This is a genomic window from Vibrio sp. EA2 (assembly GCF_033042495.1).
Lineage (GTDB): Bacteria > Pseudomonadota > Gammaproteobacteria > Enterobacterales > Vibrionaceae > Vibrio.
Window position 1 is genome coordinate 602,946 of record NZ_JAWLID010000001.1, and the last position, 18,684, is coordinate 621,629.

Annotated in this window: 17 protein-coding genes and 1 pseudogene; 8 read left to right on the plus strand and 10 right to left on the minus strand. The window is 40.8% G+C overall.

Annotated features, from left to right (window positions below):
• Positions 1-118 precede the first annotated feature (118 nt).
• A complete protein-coding gene (locus RXX31_RS02730) occupies positions 119-604 on the minus strand; it encodes a DUF1097 domain-containing protein (RefSeq protein ID WP_176292437.1) in 486 nt (161 codons plus the stop codon).
• A 228-nt stretch (positions 605-832) separates the two neighbouring features.
• A complete protein-coding gene (locus RXX31_RS02735) occupies positions 833-1,738 on the minus strand; it encodes a LysR substrate-binding domain-containing protein (protein WP_317587569.1) in 906 nt (301 codons plus the stop codon).
• 257 nt (positions 1,739-1,995) lie between these two features.
• Here RXX31_RS02735 and focA point away from each other — a divergent pair, with 257 nt between their 5' ends.
• Positions 1,996-3,447, plus strand: coding sequence for a formate transporter FocA (gene focA, locus RXX31_RS02740; protein WP_317587571.1), 1,452 nt, complete (start codon positions 1,996-1,998; stop codon positions 3,445-3,447).
• Positions 3,448-3,534: 87 nt separating this feature from the next.
• Here the strand turns inward: focA and RXX31_RS02745 are convergent, their stop codons facing one another.
• The 3 genes from RXX31_RS02745 to RXX31_RS02755 all read right to left on the minus strand — a co-directional run bounded on the left by RXX31_RS02745 (position 3,535) and on the right by RXX31_RS02755 (position 5,053).
• Complete coding sequence (locus RXX31_RS02745) at positions 3,535-4,104, minus strand: YceI family protein (RefSeq protein WP_317587573.1); 570 nt, start codon at positions 4,102-4,104, stop codon at positions 3,535-3,537.
• Positions 4,101-4,640 (minus strand): cytochrome b, encoded by a 540-nt coding sequence (locus RXX31_RS02750; protein WP_317587575.1) that lies wholly within the window; start codon positions 4,638-4,640, stop codon positions 4,101-4,103. Before RXX31_RS02750 ends, RXX31_RS02745 begins: the two co-directional genes overlap by 4 nt.
• Before the next feature lie 170 nt (positions 4,641-4,810).
• On the minus strand, positions 4,811-5,053 hold the full coding sequence (locus tag RXX31_RS02755; RefSeq protein WP_317587577.1) for a DUF2164 domain-containing protein: 243 nt from the start codon (positions 5,051-5,053) through the stop codon (positions 4,811-4,813).
• Positions 5,054-5,261: 208 nt separating this feature from the next.
• Between RXX31_RS02755 and RXX31_RS02760 the strand changes: the two genes are divergently transcribed.
• Together RXX31_RS02760 and RXX31_RS02765 are read left to right on the plus strand one after the other, a co-directional pair.
• Positions 5,262-5,894 carry a hypothetical protein gene (locus RXX31_RS02760; RefSeq protein WP_317587578.1) on the plus strand — a complete coding sequence of 211 codons (633 nt, stop codon included), beginning with the start codon at positions 5,262-5,264 and terminating at the stop codon, positions 5,892-5,894.
• 186 nt (positions 5,895-6,080) lie between these two features.
• A complete protein-coding gene (locus tag RXX31_RS02765) occupies positions 6,081-6,869 on the plus strand; it encodes an EAL domain-containing protein (RefSeq protein WP_317587580.1) in 789 nt (262 codons plus the stop codon).
• Positions 6,870-6,923: 54 nt separating this feature from the next.
• Here RXX31_RS02765 and RXX31_RS02770 read toward each other — a convergent pair whose 3' ends face one another.
• Positions 6,924-8,174 carry a DEAD/DEAH box helicase gene (locus RXX31_RS02770; protein ID WP_317587582.1) on the minus strand — a complete coding sequence of 417 codons (1,251 nt, stop codon included), beginning with the start codon at positions 8,172-8,174 and terminating at the stop codon, positions 6,924-6,926.
• Positions 8,175-8,241: 67 nt separating this feature from the next.
• A complete protein-coding gene (locus RXX31_RS02775) occupies positions 8,242-8,838 on the minus strand; it encodes an ACP phosphodiesterase (protein WP_317587584.1) in 597 nt (198 codons plus the stop codon).
• Positions 8,839-9,404: 566 nt separating this feature from the next.
• On the opposite strand from RXX31_RS02775, the gene RXX31_RS02780 reads away from it, so the two are divergent.
• Positions 9,405-10,835: a methyl-accepting chemotaxis protein gene (locus tag RXX31_RS02780; protein ID WP_317587586.1), complete on the plus strand. Its 1,431-nt coding sequence runs from the start codon at positions 9,405-9,407 to the stop codon at positions 10,833-10,835.
• Between the two features lie 451 nt (positions 10,836-11,286).
• Here RXX31_RS02780 and RXX31_RS02785 read toward each other — a convergent pair whose 3' ends face one another.
• Positions 11,287-11,955 carry an HAD-IA family hydrolase gene (locus RXX31_RS02785; RefSeq protein ID WP_317587588.1) on the minus strand — a complete coding sequence of 223 codons (669 nt, stop codon included), beginning with the start codon at positions 11,953-11,955 and terminating at the stop codon, positions 11,287-11,289.
• Between the two features lie 358 nt (positions 11,956-12,313).
• Positions 12,314-12,823 carry a flavodoxin gene (locus RXX31_RS02790; protein WP_317587590.1) on the minus strand — a complete coding sequence of 170 codons (510 nt, stop codon included), beginning with the start codon at positions 12,821-12,823 and terminating at the stop codon, positions 12,314-12,316.
• A gap of 261 nt (positions 12,824-13,084) precedes the next feature.
• Here RXX31_RS02790 and RXX31_RS02795 point away from each other — a divergent pair.
• The 4 genes and pseudogenes from RXX31_RS02795 to RXX31_RS02810 all read left to right on the plus strand — a co-directional run.
• A pseudogene (locus RXX31_RS02795) lies at positions 13,085-13,189 on the plus strand (lipoprotein); the annotation flags it as partial.
• A 265-nt stretch (positions 13,190-13,454) separates the two neighbouring features.
• Entirely contained in the window at positions 13,455-14,612 is a 1,158-nt protein-coding gene (locus RXX31_RS02800; protein WP_213968407.1) for a DUF6035 family protein, read from the plus strand.
• A 124-nt stretch (positions 14,613-14,736) separates the two neighbouring features.
• Positions 14,737-15,360: an AbiEi antitoxin N-terminal domain-containing protein gene (locus RXX31_RS02805; RefSeq protein ID WP_052719883.1), complete on the plus strand. Its 624-nt coding sequence runs from the start codon at positions 14,737-14,739 to the stop codon at positions 15,358-15,360.
• Between the two features lies 1 nt (position 15,361).
• A complete protein-coding gene (locus tag RXX31_RS02810; protein WP_213968408.1) occupies positions 15,362-16,393 on the plus strand; it encodes a nucleotidyl transferase AbiEii/AbiGii toxin family protein in 1,032 nt (343 codons plus the stop codon).
• Positions 16,394-16,480: 87 nt separating this feature from the next.
• Here RXX31_RS02810 and RXX31_RS02815 read toward each other — a convergent pair whose 3' ends face one another.
• Positions 16,481-18,646 carry an AAA family ATPase gene (locus tag RXX31_RS02815; RefSeq protein ID WP_317587595.1) on the minus strand — a complete coding sequence of 722 codons (2,166 nt, stop codon included), beginning with the start codon at positions 18,644-18,646 and terminating at the stop codon, positions 16,481-16,483.
• Positions 18,647-18,684: the final 38 nt, after the last annotated feature.

An 18,684-nucleotide genomic window follows, 5' to 3' on the forward strand; every position in this document is an offset into this window, starting at 1 on the left:
AAACAAAAAAAAGCACACAATGACAGTGTGCTTGTATCAAACATCAATAACTTTGATAAATAGTATTGATAAGAATTGTTCTTCAATACTCAGTGGATACCAATTAGATCGGGGGTCACTACTGCACTTGCTCTGCGAGCGAAGAGGTAGAAGTAGCATTTGATTTCGAGTGTAACCAAAGACCAGTCGCTTTCATCAGGTAACCAAATACACCACCTAACACCAGCGATGGCACGACAAGTTGCCAGTTACCATCGGCTGCAAAGGTCGCACAGGAACCAATAAACGTACCAGGTATGTAAGACAACCAGGCTTGCTTAGCTTGAATACACATAAAGAAAGCCACGATAGCTGTTATTACGTAGCCAAGGATTTCTAACCCTACGTAGGTTGAACCATAGATAATGACCATCGCCCAAAACACGCCTGTTAAATTAGTGATCAGGCTGGTTGCCAATCCTTTCAGGCCACTTGTCGGGGAGGCAAAGTAACTCGTACAACCTAAAAATCCCGCCCAAGATAGGAGGCCTAAGGAGATAGCTATCCATCCCCAAACGCCAGACAAAATCCCAGTAGTAATAGAAATCGCTAAAAGTGTCGTCATGGTATTCGTACCTGCTTCGCTAGTGTCAGACCTTAGCGGTTTGATCACTGGCTTCAAACATTGAAATCAAGAACCGATACTAGAAGTATTCCCCTAGCTTATCGGTGATATTGATCACAAAGATACCACCAAGTTTTTCATGCATTACACCTAAAGCTTGACGTAAACGATAAATCAACAGATTTAGTAAATAACTAAACGTTGCCATTTATCTAATATTAGCAAGTGCTATAGAACTGTCGGTTTCCCTTTCATCATACGTAAGCCTTCACGCCTGATGCAGTCTACTAGTGGGTTTTCTGCCATATCAGCTCGCCAGATAAAGGAAAGCGTACGCTCCATTTTGAGTTCTGGGACATCTAAAGCAACCAGCAGACCTGCTTGGATATAACGTTCAACATCCAAATAAGGCAAGCACGTCAAATACTGCCCATTCGCAACCAAGCTACGAAGTACGGGCACATGTTCGTATTCACGCCAAACATCGAGATCCTCGATGAGTTTATTGATCGAGCTATCAAAGGTTTTACGTGTCCCTGAACCATCTTCACGCAATACCCATTTCGCTTGCTCTAACTGAGCTAAACTGACGGTTTGATTTTTTGCAAAAGGGTGATGTGAAGCCGCCACCACGGTAAGATGGTCACGACACCATACTTCCTGATGTAAGCGATTGTCATCACAACGGCCTTCAATGATGCCTAAGTCATACTTGTAATCCAATACTCCCTCGAGAACACCTTTGGTACTTTTTACATCCAAAGATATCCGCATCTCAGGAAAATCATTATCAATAATACTGATAAGATCAGGGACTAAGTGTTCCGCTGGCGTTTGACTTGCGCAAAGACGAACCTCGCCGCTTAATAAATGTTGCTCATAAAAGCCCATTTCAATCTGTAAAGCATCTTGTAACAAGCGTTTTGCTTTTGGCCTCAACCACATTCCCCAATGCGTTAACGCCATCTGTTTGCCCTGCCTTTCAAATAATGGCCGACCAAGCATTTTCTCCAACTGCGAGAGTGACATACTTGTCGCCGATTGTGTCAAAGCCAGCTTATCTGCAGCCTGGCTGACACTTCCCAATTCGGCAACCGCATTAAAAACCGCTAACTGCTTTAATGAATAGCGCAACGTGTCCTCCTTTACGAGCGAGTATTCCCATACCCTCACCTGATTAAATACATAAGCAACGGCATTCATTTTACTCATCTTTGATCAGTTATCAATGTAATTGATGATACTCCTAAACAATATCAATTTTCTATGTCGGAAAATTCCTATTAGCCTGATTGTGCGGTTCAGGAATACCGCAGTTCTAAATACAACAACAATAGTTTTGAGTTTATAAATCAAGGAGTTTTTATGGCATCAACAACTAAGGAGTCAGTATGGCGGTGATCAACTCTGGCAATCACCAGTATTTTTCTCCGAAAGAAATGATGGTTGAAGCAGAGAAGTTTGCACTGAGTAAAGCACAAAAGACGAGCTCGATGACGCTCAGTCTTGCCGCTATGGCTGGTGCATTTATCGGTTTGGCTTTCTTGTTCTATATCACGGTAACAACAGGCAGTGCAGGTGCTGGTTGGGGACTGAGTCGTCTTGCAGGCGGATTAGCTTTCAGTATGGGTCTGATTCTTATTGTTATCTGTGGTGGTGAACTGTTTACCAGTTCTGTGCTTTCAAGCATTTCCTGGGCAAACAAGCAGATAACTTTTGCAAAAATGCTCTCTATCTGGGGCAAGGTCTATGTAGGTAACTTTATAGGAGCAATGTTTTTGCTGGCACTGGTTACTGCTGCGGGCTTATACCAGATGGATGGTGGACAGTGGGGTTTGAATGCACTGAACATTGCACAGCACAAACTTCATCACACGTTAATTCAGGCATTTGCACTCGGTATTCTGTGTAACCTTTTGGTCTGTCTTGCAATCTGGCTGACTTTTAGCTCTGCGAATGCAATGACAAAAGCAGTAATGACCATTTTACCTGTCGCAATGTTTGTCAGTAGTGGCTTTGAACACTGTGTTGCCAATATGTTCATGGTTCCACTTGGCATTGTCATCGCAAATTTTGCTCCAGAGTCATTTTGGGTCTCTATCGGTGTCCCTGCATCTCAGTACGCTGATCTCAATGTATTTCATTTTGTCACAGCAAACTTAATCCCAGTTACTCTCGGAAATATTGTCGGCGGCGCCGTATTAGTTGGCTTATCAAACTGGTGTATTTTCCGCCGACCTGAACTAAAAGCCGCCAACATTGAAACTATCACTAAAACCACACCACTCATGTCAGTTAAGGAATCCAACATGAAAAACAGCTCTTTTGTTAAGGACGTAATGAACCCTGCCCCTGTGACGATCAGCGCAGAAACTCCTGTTGTAAGTGCAATTGATACCTTACTGGATAATCAATTAACAAGTGCTCCTGTCGTTGACGTACATAACCGCTTAGTTGGTTTCATTTCAGCACACGATGTCATGGTGGATCTTTGGTGTGAGGATTATATTCCGGTGAAAGGCCAGAAAGTGGTTGATTTAATGAGCCGCGACATCGTTGCTATTGATGCTGGCGACCGACTAGTCGACGTGGTGGAGTTCATGTGTATTGATAAAGAAAAACTCTTCCCAACAAGCAGTATGGGCATCGCTACACGTTTAACATCACTTTCACTTGAAGAGCGTGCCAAGAGTATGAACGTAAGTAAACCACAAGTACTTCCGGTATTAGAGAATGGTCTTTTGGTCGGCGTAGTGACACGTAATGAAATACTGAATGCATTACGTCCAGTCTACGGTGAACGCTTAAATTTAGTAGAACAAGATAAATTAGAAACCGCATAACAATAAAACACTAACTCAGTTAGTTGGCACAAAAAAAGCGCTCGTCGTTTGAAGAGCGCTTTCATTTTATGTGAGTCTAGAAGTCAATTACTTCTTAACACCTTCGATATGAAGTTCCATATCAACGTAGCTTGATGAACCCATGACAGGGATATCAAAATCTGCTAGCTCTAGACGAGTCGTACCAACGAAACCAGCACGCTCACCACCCCATGGGTCGCTACCTGCACCAACGAATTCAGCTTCAATAGTGATAGGTTTAGTTACACCGTGCAGTGTCAGGTCACCTGTCACGTCTAGTTTACCATCACCTTTATCCGTTACTTTTGTACTAGTAAAAGTCGCTTGACCAAATTTACCTGCATCGATGAAGTCGCCACTACGGATGTGCTTATCACGCTCTGCATGGTTTGAATCTAAGCTTGTTGTATCAACAACAACGTTCACTTTAGAGTCAGCAATGTTGTTTTCATCAAAAGAAAAGTCACCAGAAAATGTATTAAAACGACCTTTGATGAAGCTGTAACCAAGGTGGCTGACTTTAAAGTTAACAGAAGCATGCGCTCCTTTTGTATCGATAACATAATCTGCAGCTTGCGCACCAAACGGAAGTGCCATAGCGATCGCTAGTCCTGTAGCAAAGAGTGACTTTTTCATTTTGAAGCTCCTAACATTTTTCTTAATGTGTTGTCTTTATCGATAAAATGGTGTTTGAGTGCAGCTAAGGCATGTAAACCAGCAATGAGAATCACCGCCCATGCTGCGTAAAAGTGAATTTCTCCCGCGATATCTGACTGTTGTGGGAATAGCTCCCCTGCGCCAGGTACGGTAAACCAGTCAAATACTTCGATGCCACGACCATCTGAGGTTGAAATGAGATAGCCTGAAGCAAAAATAGTGATAAGTAATAAATACATAACGCTGTGCGCAAGCTTAGCAGCCACGATTTCATAAGGCTTACCTTCAGGCTTTGGGGATGCACTCATGTGCTTCCAAACGATCCTGAGTAAGGTCACGATCGCAAGCAAGATACCTATAGAACGGTGGTAATGAGGCGCTGTACGATACCATTCACTGTAGTAACCTAAATCAACCATCCATAAACCGACCGCAAATAAGACAACGATACAGATGGCGGATAACCAGTGTAAGACGCGGGAAAGAAAGTTGTAGTTTTTTACGGATGTATCCATCTCAATTTCCAAGAGTTTATCTGTGTTGATATTGAATAAGAAACAACACATTAACTGATTCACTGTATATGAAACAGATTATTTACCAATATTTACATCTAGCCAATAACACCTCTTCTACCAACCCGTTCGAAATTCTTGAACAACTTAAATGTAAGAAATCGTAAATCCTAGATTTTTACGACTTGTTCTATCTCGTATAGCTCGTCAGAAACCTCCAACATACGTCGTTCAAGCACTGATTTTGCATCTTCAACCCCTTTGTTGTAGTACACCGCTCCTAACTTTTCAGTGATAAAATCAATGAGAAATTCGCAGTCAAACTGACCAATCTCAATACTTAACTCATCTTCCATATAGTCTTGAATCGCCGTGGCTAGTGTTTCTTTTTGCGCTCTGTCTAATTTAATCATTCGCTATCCTTTTAAGTGTCTATCGTTTAACTATCGATTTCACGATAACCCGATCTACCCGACGATTATTGGAATTATCAAAGAGTTTGATACGTAGAATTGCCAATTTTGATGTTTAGATCAAGAAGTTGCCGATTCAACTTAGTCTATGCTAAAAATACTATGCTAACTTTTGCTGATCGTTTTGATAACCGTTAAGGGGTATTCTTTGCTACTCGACTTAGTCATACAAAGTGTTAATGATTTTCAGGAAGACTGCCTCAAGATCTGTGAAAAGCATTACCCTGCGGTTCACAACCAAGGAATGAGCGAACACCACTTAGGTCTCGCGTTCTCAAGGCGGATGGAGCACACGCTTCGTCACTTCGGCCACAGCAGCGTCATTAAATCACTTGAAGTACTTAATGCTCCTGATCTTCCCCACCATTATCGCATTACTTCAGAGATTGGCACCGTTTGGGTTTTGAGTTATCACATGGTCAGTGCTGGTAAGCCTTGTCGAGAAAAGATGCTATCCTCAATCACCGAATGGCAAAGTGAATATGGTTACGCACTACAACCTAACGATCTGCTTTTTCTTGTTTGTGACCACTGGATAAGTAGAAGTAAAACCAGCAGAGAACTTTTGCATTGGTGGATGGGCGAGTTGCCAGACCCGATAAACGAATACACCGAGCAAGGTATTACTCTGTACACCAGTGAGTCACAGCTGACACAGTCCCTTAATTCGCGGTTTGATATCAACCCATGTTATATAAAATTTGGTCACCCATTGCGCCGTTCAAACAAGCAGCAACTGGTTCGCAAATACCTGCAGCTGTACGCGGTACTGCAATGGTAGTTTTAAATTGAAATTCGTATTTTATCAATTAAAACATATATTTATTTGAGTGAGATCGATAAATTTAGTTAACACTAATTAAGAATCTTTCCTCATCAGGCAGCAGGAGCTTAGATTCTTTTTAATCAAAAAAATTTGATGTAGTCGCATCGATGATAAGCATTAATTTAGGTTGTGATAGTAATAATGATGAGTATCTCGCAGCTAACTCGCTGCATTTCTAAACAGGTAGATGGACAGTACATCGCAGAATATGAAACATTAACACTGAGAAGTGTATTTCAACCCATTTATAAAAAAGATCATTCCATTGTTGGTCTGGAAGCGCTGGTCAGAATCACCGATAGCGATGGCGCAATGATCCGACCGGACGATTTCTTCCACTCAGAAAGCATTTCAGTGTCAGACCAAATTAATGTAGAGCGTTTAAGCCGCTTGATTCATATAAAAAACTTTGGTCAGTCTCGTTACCGCCACAAAAAGCTGTTCCTCAATGTGCTCCCTAAAGCCGCAGAGCTCATGTTGCAGGACATGTCTTTTAGCCAGCTACTCAAGCAAACCATCAGTCAGTGCGAATTAAAAACAGAACAAATTGTCTTGGAGTTAATCGAGTTGGACGCGAGCGATGAGTCTTTCTTTTATCAATCAACACAACAACTCAGCAAATGTGGCTTTAAGCTGGCTATAGACGATTTCGGTGTTAACGCTTCGACAATAAAGCGAGTAGAGTCTGTTCAGCCATACATTATTAAGATGGATCGTTCGTTACTGGTTAATTACGAGAATGGTGAGCTTTCTTCACTGACGAGTGCTGTTTTACTCGCAAAAAATTTGCGTGCGAAAACCGTTATTGAAGGAATTGAAACCGAGCATCAACTTAATTTAATGAGGAAACTCGGATTCGATATGTACCAAGGTTATTTTCTTGCTCTTCCACAAACGTTAGAAGTTTGTGAGCAAGCCAAAACAGCCTGATTGGCTTTAGTTCACTTTAGAAACAAGTTGCTGAAGTAAATAGGTAAACCTAGGTTAACGACGGTTTTTACCACGATTCTTGTGAATAGCTAACTTCGCTTTAAGTTTGCGTTTTTCTGCTGAGCGACTCTTACGACCACCACCGTTACGCTCAGGTTCTACTTCTTCAATGAGACTTGGCTCAAAGCCCGCTAACCACTCTTGAGGTAAGCGCTGGTCCAGTAAATTCTCAATCGCATGCAGTAAATACTCTTCATCCCGGCTCATCAGGGAGACAGCAAGTCCAGAGTTACCCGCACGGCCTGTACGACCGATCCGGTGTACGTAGTCTTCCGCTTTAAATGGCATGTCAAAGTTAACCACTTGCTCAAGCTCCTGAATATCCAACCCTCGGGCTGCAACGTCAGTCGCAATCAAGGCACGCACTTTACCTTGTTTAAATTCATCTAATGCTCGTTGACGTGCGCCTTGCGATTTATCGCCATTAATCGACACAGCCTTTATACCATCAAGCTTTAATTCTTTCGCAAGTTCATCACTACCCTGCTTTGTTTTGGTAAACACGAGCACTTGTTGCCAGTTTTTCGAACCAATTAAGTAAGCGAGCAACTCACGCTTGCGCTTCTTATCGACGGGATAGACCATCTGTTTAACCGTTTCTGCGGTTGTATTTGGCGGGGTGACTTCAACTTCAACCGGTGAGTCCATGAGTTTGTAAGCAATGGTTTTAATCCGCTTTTCAAAAGTAGCGGAAAATAGCATGGTCTGTTTATCTTCCGGCATACGACGTAAGATTCGTTGTAGATCCGGCCAAAATCCCATGTCTAACATTCGATCGGCTTCATCGAGCACAAGCGTACTCGTCTTTGAGATGTTTACATTGCCGTTAAACAAATGATCCAACAAGCGACCAGGGGTCGCAATCAGAATGTCCGCGCCATCCTCGAGCTTTCTCTTTTGAACACCAATACTGGTACCACCGTATACGCAGACAATATGTAATGCCGTTTGTGACGCGTATTGAGACAGGCTTTCGAAGACTTGTTGCGCTAACTCGCGCGTAGGCACCAGAATCAAGGCTTTTGGCGTTCCGTTAAGTTTTGCTTGCTGTACACTTTGAATAATCGGCAAGCCAAAAGCAGCCGTTTTACCCGTCCCCGTTTGTGCGGCAGCCAGCAGATTTTTCCCTTCCAGTACATGGGGAATCGACTTTTCTTGCACCGGTGTTGGGGTCACGATATTTAACGTGCTCAGGGTTTCCACCAGATTTTGTTCAATGCCAAGGTCAGCAAAAGTAACGGACATGATAAACCTCATAATTTTTGGAGCGCAGAGTTTACCAGAGCACTCCAGACCATACTACCTTTACACTCTATGCATTGATTAATTGCAGATGGAATTCAAGTGCTTGTTGAAGAACATCGCTGTAAAGAGCCGGAAACTTTGCTTCCAGGAGTTCATACTCTTGATCTAGAACGGCAAAGGTCGTCGTAAGGTCTGACATTCTTGGACTTCTTTGTGACATCCGATGCAGAGCAAATTCGATATTTTCAAATTCCTGATAAGACTGAAGCCATCCGCCACTCCACATTCTGCTATGCAAGAGTAAAAAACGCTCTGGAAGGTCATCGCCCACGTTTCTGTTGACCCGTTGATAAGCATCGCTCACAAACTGATCCAACGAGTTGTGATGAAAGATATACCAATGTTTCGCTAAACAGTGGTCCCAAAACATATCCAGAGCAATGGGAGCGAAACGCCGGGCTACCCCCTTAAAATGAGGCTTGCACTCTTCAACGACAGGGTGATGGTCCGTTATACGGTCTACGAAACGATGGAGCTTGATACCATTAGAAATATCCGCTTGATACTGCTTGCTTGGATCTCCTTTTACGAAGTCTCCAAGCAAATTCCCCAATAAATGACTGTTGCAGTGATCTGCGATGTGTAGATGGGCAAGAAAATTCATTAGACGCCATGTTTGCCGTTAGGTTTGATTTGACATGAACTTAGTATAACGGCTTAAGTAAAGCGTTGAGAATAAGTGAAGCCTATTCGGATTCGGTTTCTGGGCCGATGTAATCTGACAAAATGATGCCAATTTCAAGCGCATCGAGTAACTCTAGATTTTCATCGTTTTGATATTGGTCGCTCATTGTGACCTCCTTTGTTTTATGTTGAAGCTTACTTGCCTCTTCGTACTGACACTTTATCTTTCCGCTCAAGTATCAGTGACTCCTTTTTATAATCTTTATATGACATATTCATGACAGCGAAAAGTAAAGATTTGCATTCCTACGAACAACATCGATAGCAATCGATTGCACATCACTACCGATTAAAGACGCCATACAACTTTACAAGAACGTTCTGTTTGAATCTAACCGTTGCACTAGCCCTTTAAAAGTGACAAATGTCACATAAATATATTTATTAGTCATACCTGTTACATATTTTAATGATTTGAGTCTCATGTTTTCTTTAATCCTGACGATATAAGAGATCAAATACCTTACATCTCAAACGGAGTGTTAAATGAGAGAAGTTGAGTTTAGAACCATAGACCGGCTCTTTATTAAGATGTCTATCAATGACAAAGTATGGGTTATCTTCCTACTGTTTCTACTGGCTCTAACTTCGGTTGCAGGAAACCGTTACTACAACGAAATCAGCCAGTTTGAACATCAATCGATCGTTTCAGGACAGGCAAAGCTGTCGGGGATTATTGACGCTAAACCAACTGATATTTATCAGATTGAGGGAATAACAAAAGCCAATAGTCAGCAACAAAATCTGTTTAAAGACGGAACCATCGCCGTCTATGCGAGTACCGACCGAGGTGAAGTGGTTAAACTAACCGATAACCTGAGCACAGAGTATCAACAAGCCAAGTCCAATGCCCTAACCTCGCTGCTGCTTAGCTTGATTTGGATCCTGCCATTCGCTTTATTTTGCTACTGGGTGGCCACTTTCATTGGCGGTGCTCTTTGGGTGCTATACACCACCACGCAAAAAATTGGCGAAGGTGACTTAACGTCTCGACTAGGGTTTCATCCAGGCCGCGATGAATTCGGTACCATTGGCTGTGCTCTCGACCAATCCATGGACACTCTGACTGAACTGGTAAACAGTGTTAAAAATAATGCCCACACATTAAGTGAGACGTCCTCTTCTTTCGAAAAAGACATGCACTTAAGCGAAACCCAAATCGCTCACCAGTATCAAACTCTCGATTCTGTCGCGACAGCAATGGAAGAGATGACGGCTTCAGCTAAGGAGGTTTCTAGCATCTCGCAACAAGCGACCACACAATCAGACCAGGATGCGCATAAAATTGAGCTGAGCCGTGGACGCGTTCAAAATGTCATTGGTGAAATAGAAACTTTATCTGGCTACATCGAGCAAGCGGCCAATTCGGTTATGCATCTAAATGACAACACAACACAAATTAACGACGTAATAACCACCATTAATGCGATTTCGGAGCAAACCAACCTACTCGCTCTAAACGCTGCGATAGAAGCGGCTCGAGCAGGTGAACAAGGCCGTGGTTTTGCGGTGGTCGCGGATGAAGTACGTACGCTTGCAAGCCGAACTCAGCAAGCTACCGTTGAAATTCAGGCTATGATTGAGAAGTTACAAACTGAAAGCCAAAACATTGCTTCTATAACAGACCGCACAGTAAAACAGGCTCAAACCAGTAGCCAATTAATTGATGAAATTGGTCACGATATTTCTTCAATTGCCGAGTCTGCACGTTCTTTAATGGACATGAGTATTCAAATCTCGACTTCCGCTGAAGAGCAAAGTGCTGTCGCCAACGATATTGCTTCGGAACTGACAGACATTCGTACGCAATCCAGCACAATCAGAGAAGTGGCCGAACAATCAACGATTGGAGTCGCAAGTTTAACCAAAGCGTCCGTAGAGCTGGGAGAAGTCCTCCTCCGTTATCGAACCAAGTAACTTTGCCTGGGCTCGTAAATTGAGCCCAGTGAATTTGAGCCGCTTTATTTTGTTTAAATTCTATTAACCCGTTCTTTACAAACAGTAGACTTAATTGAAATATTTGAAGTGAATCGAAAGTTATCTTTGTACCTGACGAAAGAATGTTCAACCAGATTGTGTTCCGCTATGCTTGAACTTGCCGATGCCATTTGCTGCTGGAAAATAATATGAATAATTACAAAGAAACAAAAGATAATGAAAACCTTAACTGTCCCCTATGCCAATGTGATGAATATTTAATATCTTCAGACGGGGAGAAATTCACTTGTGCGGCTTGTGGTTTTCACACCAAAAACTTCTCTTCAATTCAATGTTTACATCAAACTCCCTACTTACAAACTAGAATCAAACACATCCATAGCTTAAGCCAGGTGTGCCACTAAATGTTTCGGGAGTGTTGACTTTTACGCTATACAGAGCAGCCCAACAGCTGCTCTTTAAGTTCATCCAAATGCTGGATTTTGATCACGCGTTCATCGTCAACACGGTTTATGTCTTCACCATTGAATAGATGAACGGTTTTAATTCCGGCATTTATTCCAGCCTCCACGCCTTTAGGTGTATCATCGATGTAAAGACAATCATCGGGCAAGAACCCCATATTCATTGCACAATACACGAGCAGGTCTGGCTCGGGCTTCCAACTATTAGCCTCAAACGCGGAAAACACCTTGCCTTTAAAAGAATCCATTAGCCCCGTTAGCTCTAGTGCATATTCTATCTTGTCTTTCGGGCCATTGGATGCGACACAATATTCAATATTATGAGAATCAAAAAAGTTGAGCAGCCGTTTAGCACCATCCATCGGCTGTAAATGGCGCACGAAAAGCTTTTGAAGTTCTTGACGATACTCAGGCTCGAGTACATCAATCGGAACATTAACGTTCATTAATGCTTTAGCATCCAGAAGAATATCGACGAGTTTGCCTCCTCTGAAGTGAGACACACATTCATCCATTGTTAACTCAGCACCATGCTGGTTGAATACATGGACTAAGGCCTGACAACATAAACGCTCGCTATCAACCAGTGTTCCATCACAATCAAAAATCACGCATTTAACTTTGTTAATCGCCATTATCTTTCCCCAAACGCCTTAAACGCTATCGCTGAACTTTTTATTATGTAGAGCAATAATATTTGAGTTTAGGTTTGATTAAACGATGAACACGGCATTTAGCAAAATTGAGTTCGAACAATTATCTGTTTTTAAATCAAGATCACCGATTTACAGATAATTACCATTAGAAATGTGAATTTTTCAATAAGATGCTCGTATAAGGGCAGCAATCTATCTACACATCGAGAAGAAAGGCTAAGAAGTCGCAGACGCAGAATCTCGCATAATTTGCCCCCCTGATACGCTTGGTTGTAAAGAGCGATTGGCCTATCAGCGAAGTGTCGATTGCTGCGTTATAGAAGTGGTATTGAAGGAATTAACACTCGAGAATGATCGTCTCACTTAGCTTTTCTTCGCTATCTAATCTTTTAGCAAGATCAGATTCGAATTGGCTTTTCGCTATTGAGTCAGAAACCGCGACGTCTGAAATGAGCGTGTTACCTTCAAATTGACTCACAATCGCCGCACCAACCGGCTTGCCGTCTTCAAAGCCGACATACAGTTCAAAATCAGGCGTCAAAATGATTTGGGTCAGGTATTCAACGATCATCTCTTGATCATATTGCTTATCCCAGCGCTGCGATTGAAGGATTGAAAACATGATGGTCAATCGATGGAAATCTACGAGGAAGATATCGTCAGTTTTGCACTCTGCCTCGCTGGTCAGCAACGCGTCTTTATCAACGGTTTGGTATTGTTGCTGTTTTAGCGTTTGAAAGTAGATGTCTCGCCCTTTCAAACTTTCGGGTGTAGGAAACTCGACTTCGACCAGATCATGCAGCCACGCGTTCTTGCGCTCAATGCTGGCTAACTGTATTTCATTCATTTACATACCTTAACAATCACAGGCTACAAAGTAGTAGCAAGTCAAAAACGAGAGCAAATCGCGTCTTGCATCGACACAACAAACCCGTGTGGCGTCACTCTACACTTGAAAGAGGTATCGCGTAGCTTCGTTTTGAGGCCGTACCTTAGCATGAAGCCTATAACAAACCTAGCTAAAGTCCTGAGGTAACGCCAAATTTTGTTTTACTTGCTAACGTCTGATAGATTAAATCGACAAACTTTTCTCATAAAGGCTCAAATAATGAAAAAACGCATACTTGCTTTAAGCTTAGTTACCCTACTTGCTGGGTGTGGTAGTGATGAAGTTGGTGATGTATCGCTAGGCATGTTCACCATGAATGATTTACATAGTATTACACAACCATTTTAAACGAGCAAATATTACACATTGAAAATGAACAATTATTAAGCCCTATCATTCTGAATACACTCAAGAACTTCACTAATACTGGTCAGTACACTTCCCCATTTTCTAACGAAACAAATGTCTACTTAACTTCTCTTTTGCATTGGTTATGAGCGTCAAGTCAACACAAACGTGATACGTGTGTATTTAAACAGTATCAAGTTTGTGCATAATACATCTAAGAAAGGTTTGTAGGTTCAAGCAAATGAGAAATATGACATCTGTTTTTATGACAGAAGAAAGTAAAGTTATTGATGCTAATGAGTTTTTAGATACTACTGACGAAAAGATACTGTTTGAGTTACGAACAGAGATTGCTAAAAATCGAAAAACCTCCCCTGTTGTCCTGTGTAATGTCTGTTTTCAACCTGTACTGTTGAAAGGCACACCGCAAAGAACTAAATACTTTGCTCATGTAAAAGACTCTGAAGATTGCCCCATTAAGACCACAACAAACCTTACAGCCGAGGAGATCCTCGCCATGAAGTACAACGGTCAAAAGGAAGGTCGGCTTCATCGGGAAGGTAAAGAAACCTTAGCCCAATACCTTAGAGCGGATAGTATGTTTCACAATACTGTTCATGTTGAAAAGACGTTCAGAGAAAAACATCCAACTGGCATAGCCAAACGCTGGCGCAGACCTGATATCTCAGCAACGTTGCTCAAAGACTCGCGTGAGGTTGTTTTTGAGCTTCAAGTATCAACAACCTTTCTCGATGTCATTATTAGTCGTGAGCAGTTTTACAAGGAAAATGATGCCTATATTACGTGGGTATTCCTTGATTTTGACGCTGAGAAGTTTACGACTCTTGATATCGCTTATGCCAACAAAGCCAATGTTTTTGTATTGGATAACGAAGCAAAGCATGAATCAGATTTGAACGGAAAACTTGTTTTAAAATGCTATTACCGTCAACCATTTATGACCGAAGACTTAAACATTGCTCATAAGTGGGTTCATGAACTCGTTGACTTCTCAATGCTCAACTTTGATGAGTTAAATAAGAAAACATATTTTGTTGATACTGATGCTCTAAGAGCAGAAGTCATCAACAATATAAACGACGAAAAGCGCAGGCAACAACTCGAACAAGAAGAAAGAGAGAGAGCAAAACAAGAAGCACTGAGACAAGAACGAGAAGAACAGAAACGACTTGATAAACTTGCACGATCATACTCTCACTTTCAAACTCCAAATCATTACAAAGAGAAGGCTCATAGAAGTAAACATCTGTCCCAAATGCCCTCTTCTACCAAATCATTGGGTGGAGCCTTGATTTGCAGAAAATGTATGAACATAGGAAAGCCGAAGAAAGTTGGTAGACTTACGGTTTGTGGAAGATGTGGTCATGAACTTGCTTAGTTTCCAATGTGTTAATCCGCATATACAGATATCTTAGTGTCAATACGTTACATTTTATGGTGTGTCATAGGTGTCAATAGGTCACAAAATCAGTATACTTATCTAAGTTATTGAGGAGGTTTTTATGTCAGTATCTCAGCAAGTGACCAGTTATATAATGCATCAGCGATATGGTCGTGTTTTTACGCTTGATGATTTCATGAAAAGTTCAAGCCTTGAATCAAACCGAGCGGCAGTCACTGCATTCAGTCGCTGCGTTGAGATGAAATTAGTCAAACGTCTATCTCGTGGAGTCTATTACAAGCCCCAAAAGAGCCGTTTTGGTACTCTGCCTGTTGATACACAAGAACTCATCAAAGCACTCAGCAGAAAAAAACAGGCTGAATATGTAGTGTCAGGGGCTGCTGCAGTAAACGCTTTAGGCTTATCTACGCAACTCCCAATGGTCAGGAGTTATTTAATGACAGAGCGTGTCAGAGCAGATCTTAAGTCCGTCAATATCAAAATTGAATATAGTAAAGCACTTGATCATTTTTCGAAGCACCTAAAAGTCAGTGATAAAGCTCAGAAAAAACAGGCTTTTATTTTTTGGAGTGCATTACATTACATTGGCAAGGATAGGTTCTCCGATTATAGAAGTAAGTACATTTCACGTTTTAACAAAACGTTGAGCAGTGATGTTAGAGAAAAATTCTTACAAGCTCTTCCGCCATCTATGAATTGGGCAAAAAATGAATTAGGACATTAAATTGAGCAAATATTTAGAGCTATCTGCTTCTGAGAAGCGTGAAGCATTATTGGTTGCAGAAGGGCAACATGTAAGTAACCTTCCTGCATATATAATCGAAAAAGATTATTGGGTTACACAGACTTTAAACATTCTCTACACAAAGATTGCACCTACTTTTTCTGAGAAATGTGATAAGCCATTTCTCTTTAAAGGTGGAACGAGTCTTTCTAAAGGCTACAGCCTAATCAATAGAATGTCTGAAGATATAGACCTATCTTTTTCTTTAAACCTCCTTGAGTGTGAACCTATTGATTTAGAGGAAGTAACCAGTAGGAAAGCCAGACAAACCGCAGCTATAGCAATCGATACAAAAGCTGAAGAGTTAATAAAGCAACAGCTCATTGACCAACTTACTGAACATTTACAAGCTCTGGATACAGGAGTCAAAGTTGAGATTGAATCTGATGCACCACTCAACATCGCCATATACTATCCTAAAGCTCTAAACGAGGATGAATATGGAAGTTCTGCTCAACAAAGAGTTTTGCTCGAAACTGGTGGGCGTTCTGATAATCACCCTGACAAATTGATTGAAATTAATCATATGTTGGGCGAGGCTATACCAGATCTTTTAGATGATGGTTTTGATGTTTTAACCTTGTCTCCTGAAAGAACAATTTTAGAAAAGATGTTCGCAATACACACGAACCATGTGAAAGAGTCCTTAGCTGATAAACATGCTCGACATCTTTATGATATTGTCGAAATAGATTCGAAATTTCCAGAATGGTGTACAAATAGAGCTTTGTTCGAAGTTGTGGTTAACTTTTGTGATGTCTACTACAAATGGCACGCTGATTCATGCTCATCAGCTTTGAAGGGACCGTTAATGCTTGTCCCTCAGAATCAAGACATGACGGATAAGTATAAACAGGATTGGGAAAGCATGGCAGATATGTTCCCTAAAGCTGAACTGCCCTATTCATTCGAAGATTTAATAGATAATGTTAAGTCGATTGAAGCTAAGGCAAATGGTAGCTTCTACGCTTGATCTACCATAGAAGAAATTTTAACTACCTACCTTTAGCTTATTCTTATCTACAATATAGCCACTCGACTGAGTGGCTATTTATCATATTTATATCTGAGACATTTTTTGGTAGTGATCACTGTAACCTGTATCTTCGAAAATGAACTTAAGTCCATCTCTAAACGCCCCATAATCAAACTCTTTGAAGTCAAAGATATTCTGTCCAAGTGAATGTGATTCACGGTTTATGTATCTAATGAACGCTTGATATTTGACTTCTTGAAGCTCAGGTTTTTGCATCACGTTGCTTAGATCTGACTTTTGAACGAAGTTGAAGAAATACTCCACCACGTTGCGCATACAGTTTGCAATCAATGCAGGTGGTTGATTTTCGTCATTTATCACAGACCAGTACGATTGATAGTCATTCTGCACTTCTTCGTAATTCATGGTGTCGATAGTCGTGCCTTTCATATTCTTAGATAATCTGAATAACGATTGATTTGCTTTTCTTCGTTTGTGATTTGCGTCCACCAGCTCATAGAAGAAATACAAGCTATGCGTGAGCACAAAAACTTGTTCCAAGTTTTTTGAATTGAAGAAGTCATTTTTGATGAGCTGACCGATGTTATAGACAAATATATGAGAAAGGCTTGATACTGGATCGTCAATCACAGCAATTTTCTTAACATGAGCTTCATCTGCTGTTTGTTTGCCACGAAACAGTTCTCTGAAGTACAAAAAGCTTATAATCATCTTTTCACCTTCTGACAACGATAAAAAGATTGAACCTTCAGAACCAGACCTTACAAGGCGATACAGTTCATCTCCACAACTCTCAATATAAAAGTCAGTTATGCCAATATCAGATAGACCTTTGTTGATATTAATTATTGATTCTTCGATACTTATCGTTTGTTTCTGATACTTAACTCGATCTTCTTCCAGACTTACAATCTCAGAATCTACAGTATTTTTACTTGCCGTTAGTTTTTTAATTTCTGCATCACCATCGCTTTCGATGGTATCAAAGCTCTTGATCGTCTGATCGTACTCCCAACGAACAATCTGCCAGAACTCATTTTTAATTTTCTGTAATTCATTACTTGAATTGGCAATTCTTTGATTATGAGCACCAATGCTTTGGTTTACATGTTCTACATACTGGTTGAATGATGTTAAATGCGCACTAAAGCCTTCCAACTCAACCTTAATACTTGGAGTGTGTTCTTTTTGTTCAATCTTCCGTAAGTTCGAGTTTAGTATTTCATGTATTGACGAATGTGATTCTGTCATCTCAGCCAACTTATCGGCTGCAAATGGAGTATTTTTGTATGTTTCTAAGTCAGGAAAGGAATCGACTATTTTTTTGTATTTGATGAGGATGTTGCTGATTTTTGTTTTACTTTCTTCATAAGATTCATCAAAGTAATCTCTAATCTGCTTTATTAAATCGGCTGTAATCGTTTTGGATTGGCAAAAAGGACATGTATCATCCTCGATGTTGTCGAGATATTGAAGCCCATCACTTACCCAATCAGAGTTGTTTAACTCTGTGATTAGCTTTGCAACAGCACTATCTTCATTACCTACAATGACCTCGTTCAGTAGTTCTATATCTTCTACTGATAGTTCAGATAAAGTGATTTTGGGTAAAACGGAATGAGTGGTAGCTTTATCGCCATTTATAGCGGCAACGTCTTCTTTAAGCTGGTCAATCGTTTTCTTAGGCTTCACGGAAGCTAAAGGTATAGAAGCTAAATGCTCAAATAGTGTTTCTTTCTTACCCATTAAACCTGAGAGACAAAACTCAAGAACTCGATCACCACCAGAGTAGTTTTTCTTGATATCCCAAACGACCTTTTGTGCTTTTTCTTTGGCTTTAGATATATCATCTTTTTGCTTCTGGATCTGATCGCGATACTTTTCACTATCGATGATTTTTTGATCAAGCTCCTTCGCTATTTGTTCAATCTTTTCTTTGGCTTCTTTATTCTCTTTTGAAAGACTGAAGATTCCATTTATTGTGTCTTCTGTGTAAAAGTTATCCCTTATAAAATCCTGATTATAAACAAGAATTTTTGAGCCATCATCAGTATGCGAACATTTGTGGTATTTTTCGTCACTTGGTTTGTAAAAGTAGTTAGAGAATGTGCTTTTCCCCGAACCGTTTAAGCCATAGATTATGTTCACTTTCTTGTCTGTATTGAGCGATGTTTTACCTCTATAGCTCGCAACGCTTTCAAAATTAATTTGTGATATCAACTTGCTCACTCCATGCCATAGCCAACTGTATATAATCAATCCATTAG

Excerpts from the sequence above, each read along its gene's own strand:
- RXX31_RS02805 (WP_052719883.1), top strand. The coding sequence starts at position 14,737 with ATGTCAGTATCTCAGCAAGTGACCAGTTATATAATGCATCAGCGATAT.
- RXX31_RS02775 (WP_317587584.1), bottom strand. The coding sequence starts at position 8,838 with ATGAATTTTCTTGCCCATCTACACATCGCAGATCACTGCAACAGTCAT.
- RXX31_RS02790 (WP_317587590.1), bottom strand. The coding sequence starts at position 12,823 with ATGAATGAAATACAGTTAGCCAGCATTGAGCGCAAGAACGCGTGGCTG.
- RXX31_RS02750 (WP_317587575.1), bottom strand. The coding sequence starts at position 4,640 with ATGGATACATCCGTAAAAAACTACAACTTTCTTTCCCGCGTCTTACAC.
- RXX31_RS02755 (WP_317587577.1), bottom strand. The coding sequence starts at position 5,053 with ATGATTAAATTAGACAGAGCGCAAAAAGAAACACTAGCCACGGCGATT.
- RXX31_RS02745 (WP_317587573.1), bottom strand. The coding sequence starts at position 4,104 with ATGAAAAAGTCACTCTTTGCTACAGGACTAGCGATCGCTATGGCACTT.
- RXX31_RS02730 (WP_176292437.1), bottom strand. The coding sequence starts at position 604 with ATGACGACACTTTTAGCGATTTCTATTACTACTGGGATTTTGTCTGGC.
- focA (WP_317587571.1), top strand. The coding sequence starts at position 1,996 with ATGGCGGTGATCAACTCTGGCAATCACCAGTATTTTTCTCCGAAAGAA.
- RXX31_RS02765 (WP_317587580.1), top strand. The coding sequence starts at position 6,081 with ATGATGAGTATCTCGCAGCTAACTCGCTGCATTTCTAAACAGGTAGAT.
- RXX31_RS02785 (WP_317587588.1), bottom strand. The coding sequence starts at position 11,955 with ATGGCGATTAACAAAGTTAAATGCGTGATTTTTGATTGTGATGGAACA.
- RXX31_RS02770 (WP_317587582.1), bottom strand. The coding sequence starts at position 8,174 with ATGTCCGTTACTTTTGCTGACCTTGGCATTGAACAAAATCTGGTGGAA.
- RXX31_RS02800 (WP_213968407.1), top strand. The coding sequence starts at position 13,455 with ATGAGAAATATGACATCTGTTTTTATGACAGAAGAAAGTAAAGTTATT.
- RXX31_RS02780 (WP_317587586.1), top strand. The coding sequence starts at position 9,405 with ATGAGAGAAGTTGAGTTTAGAACCATAGACCGGCTCTTTATTAAGATG.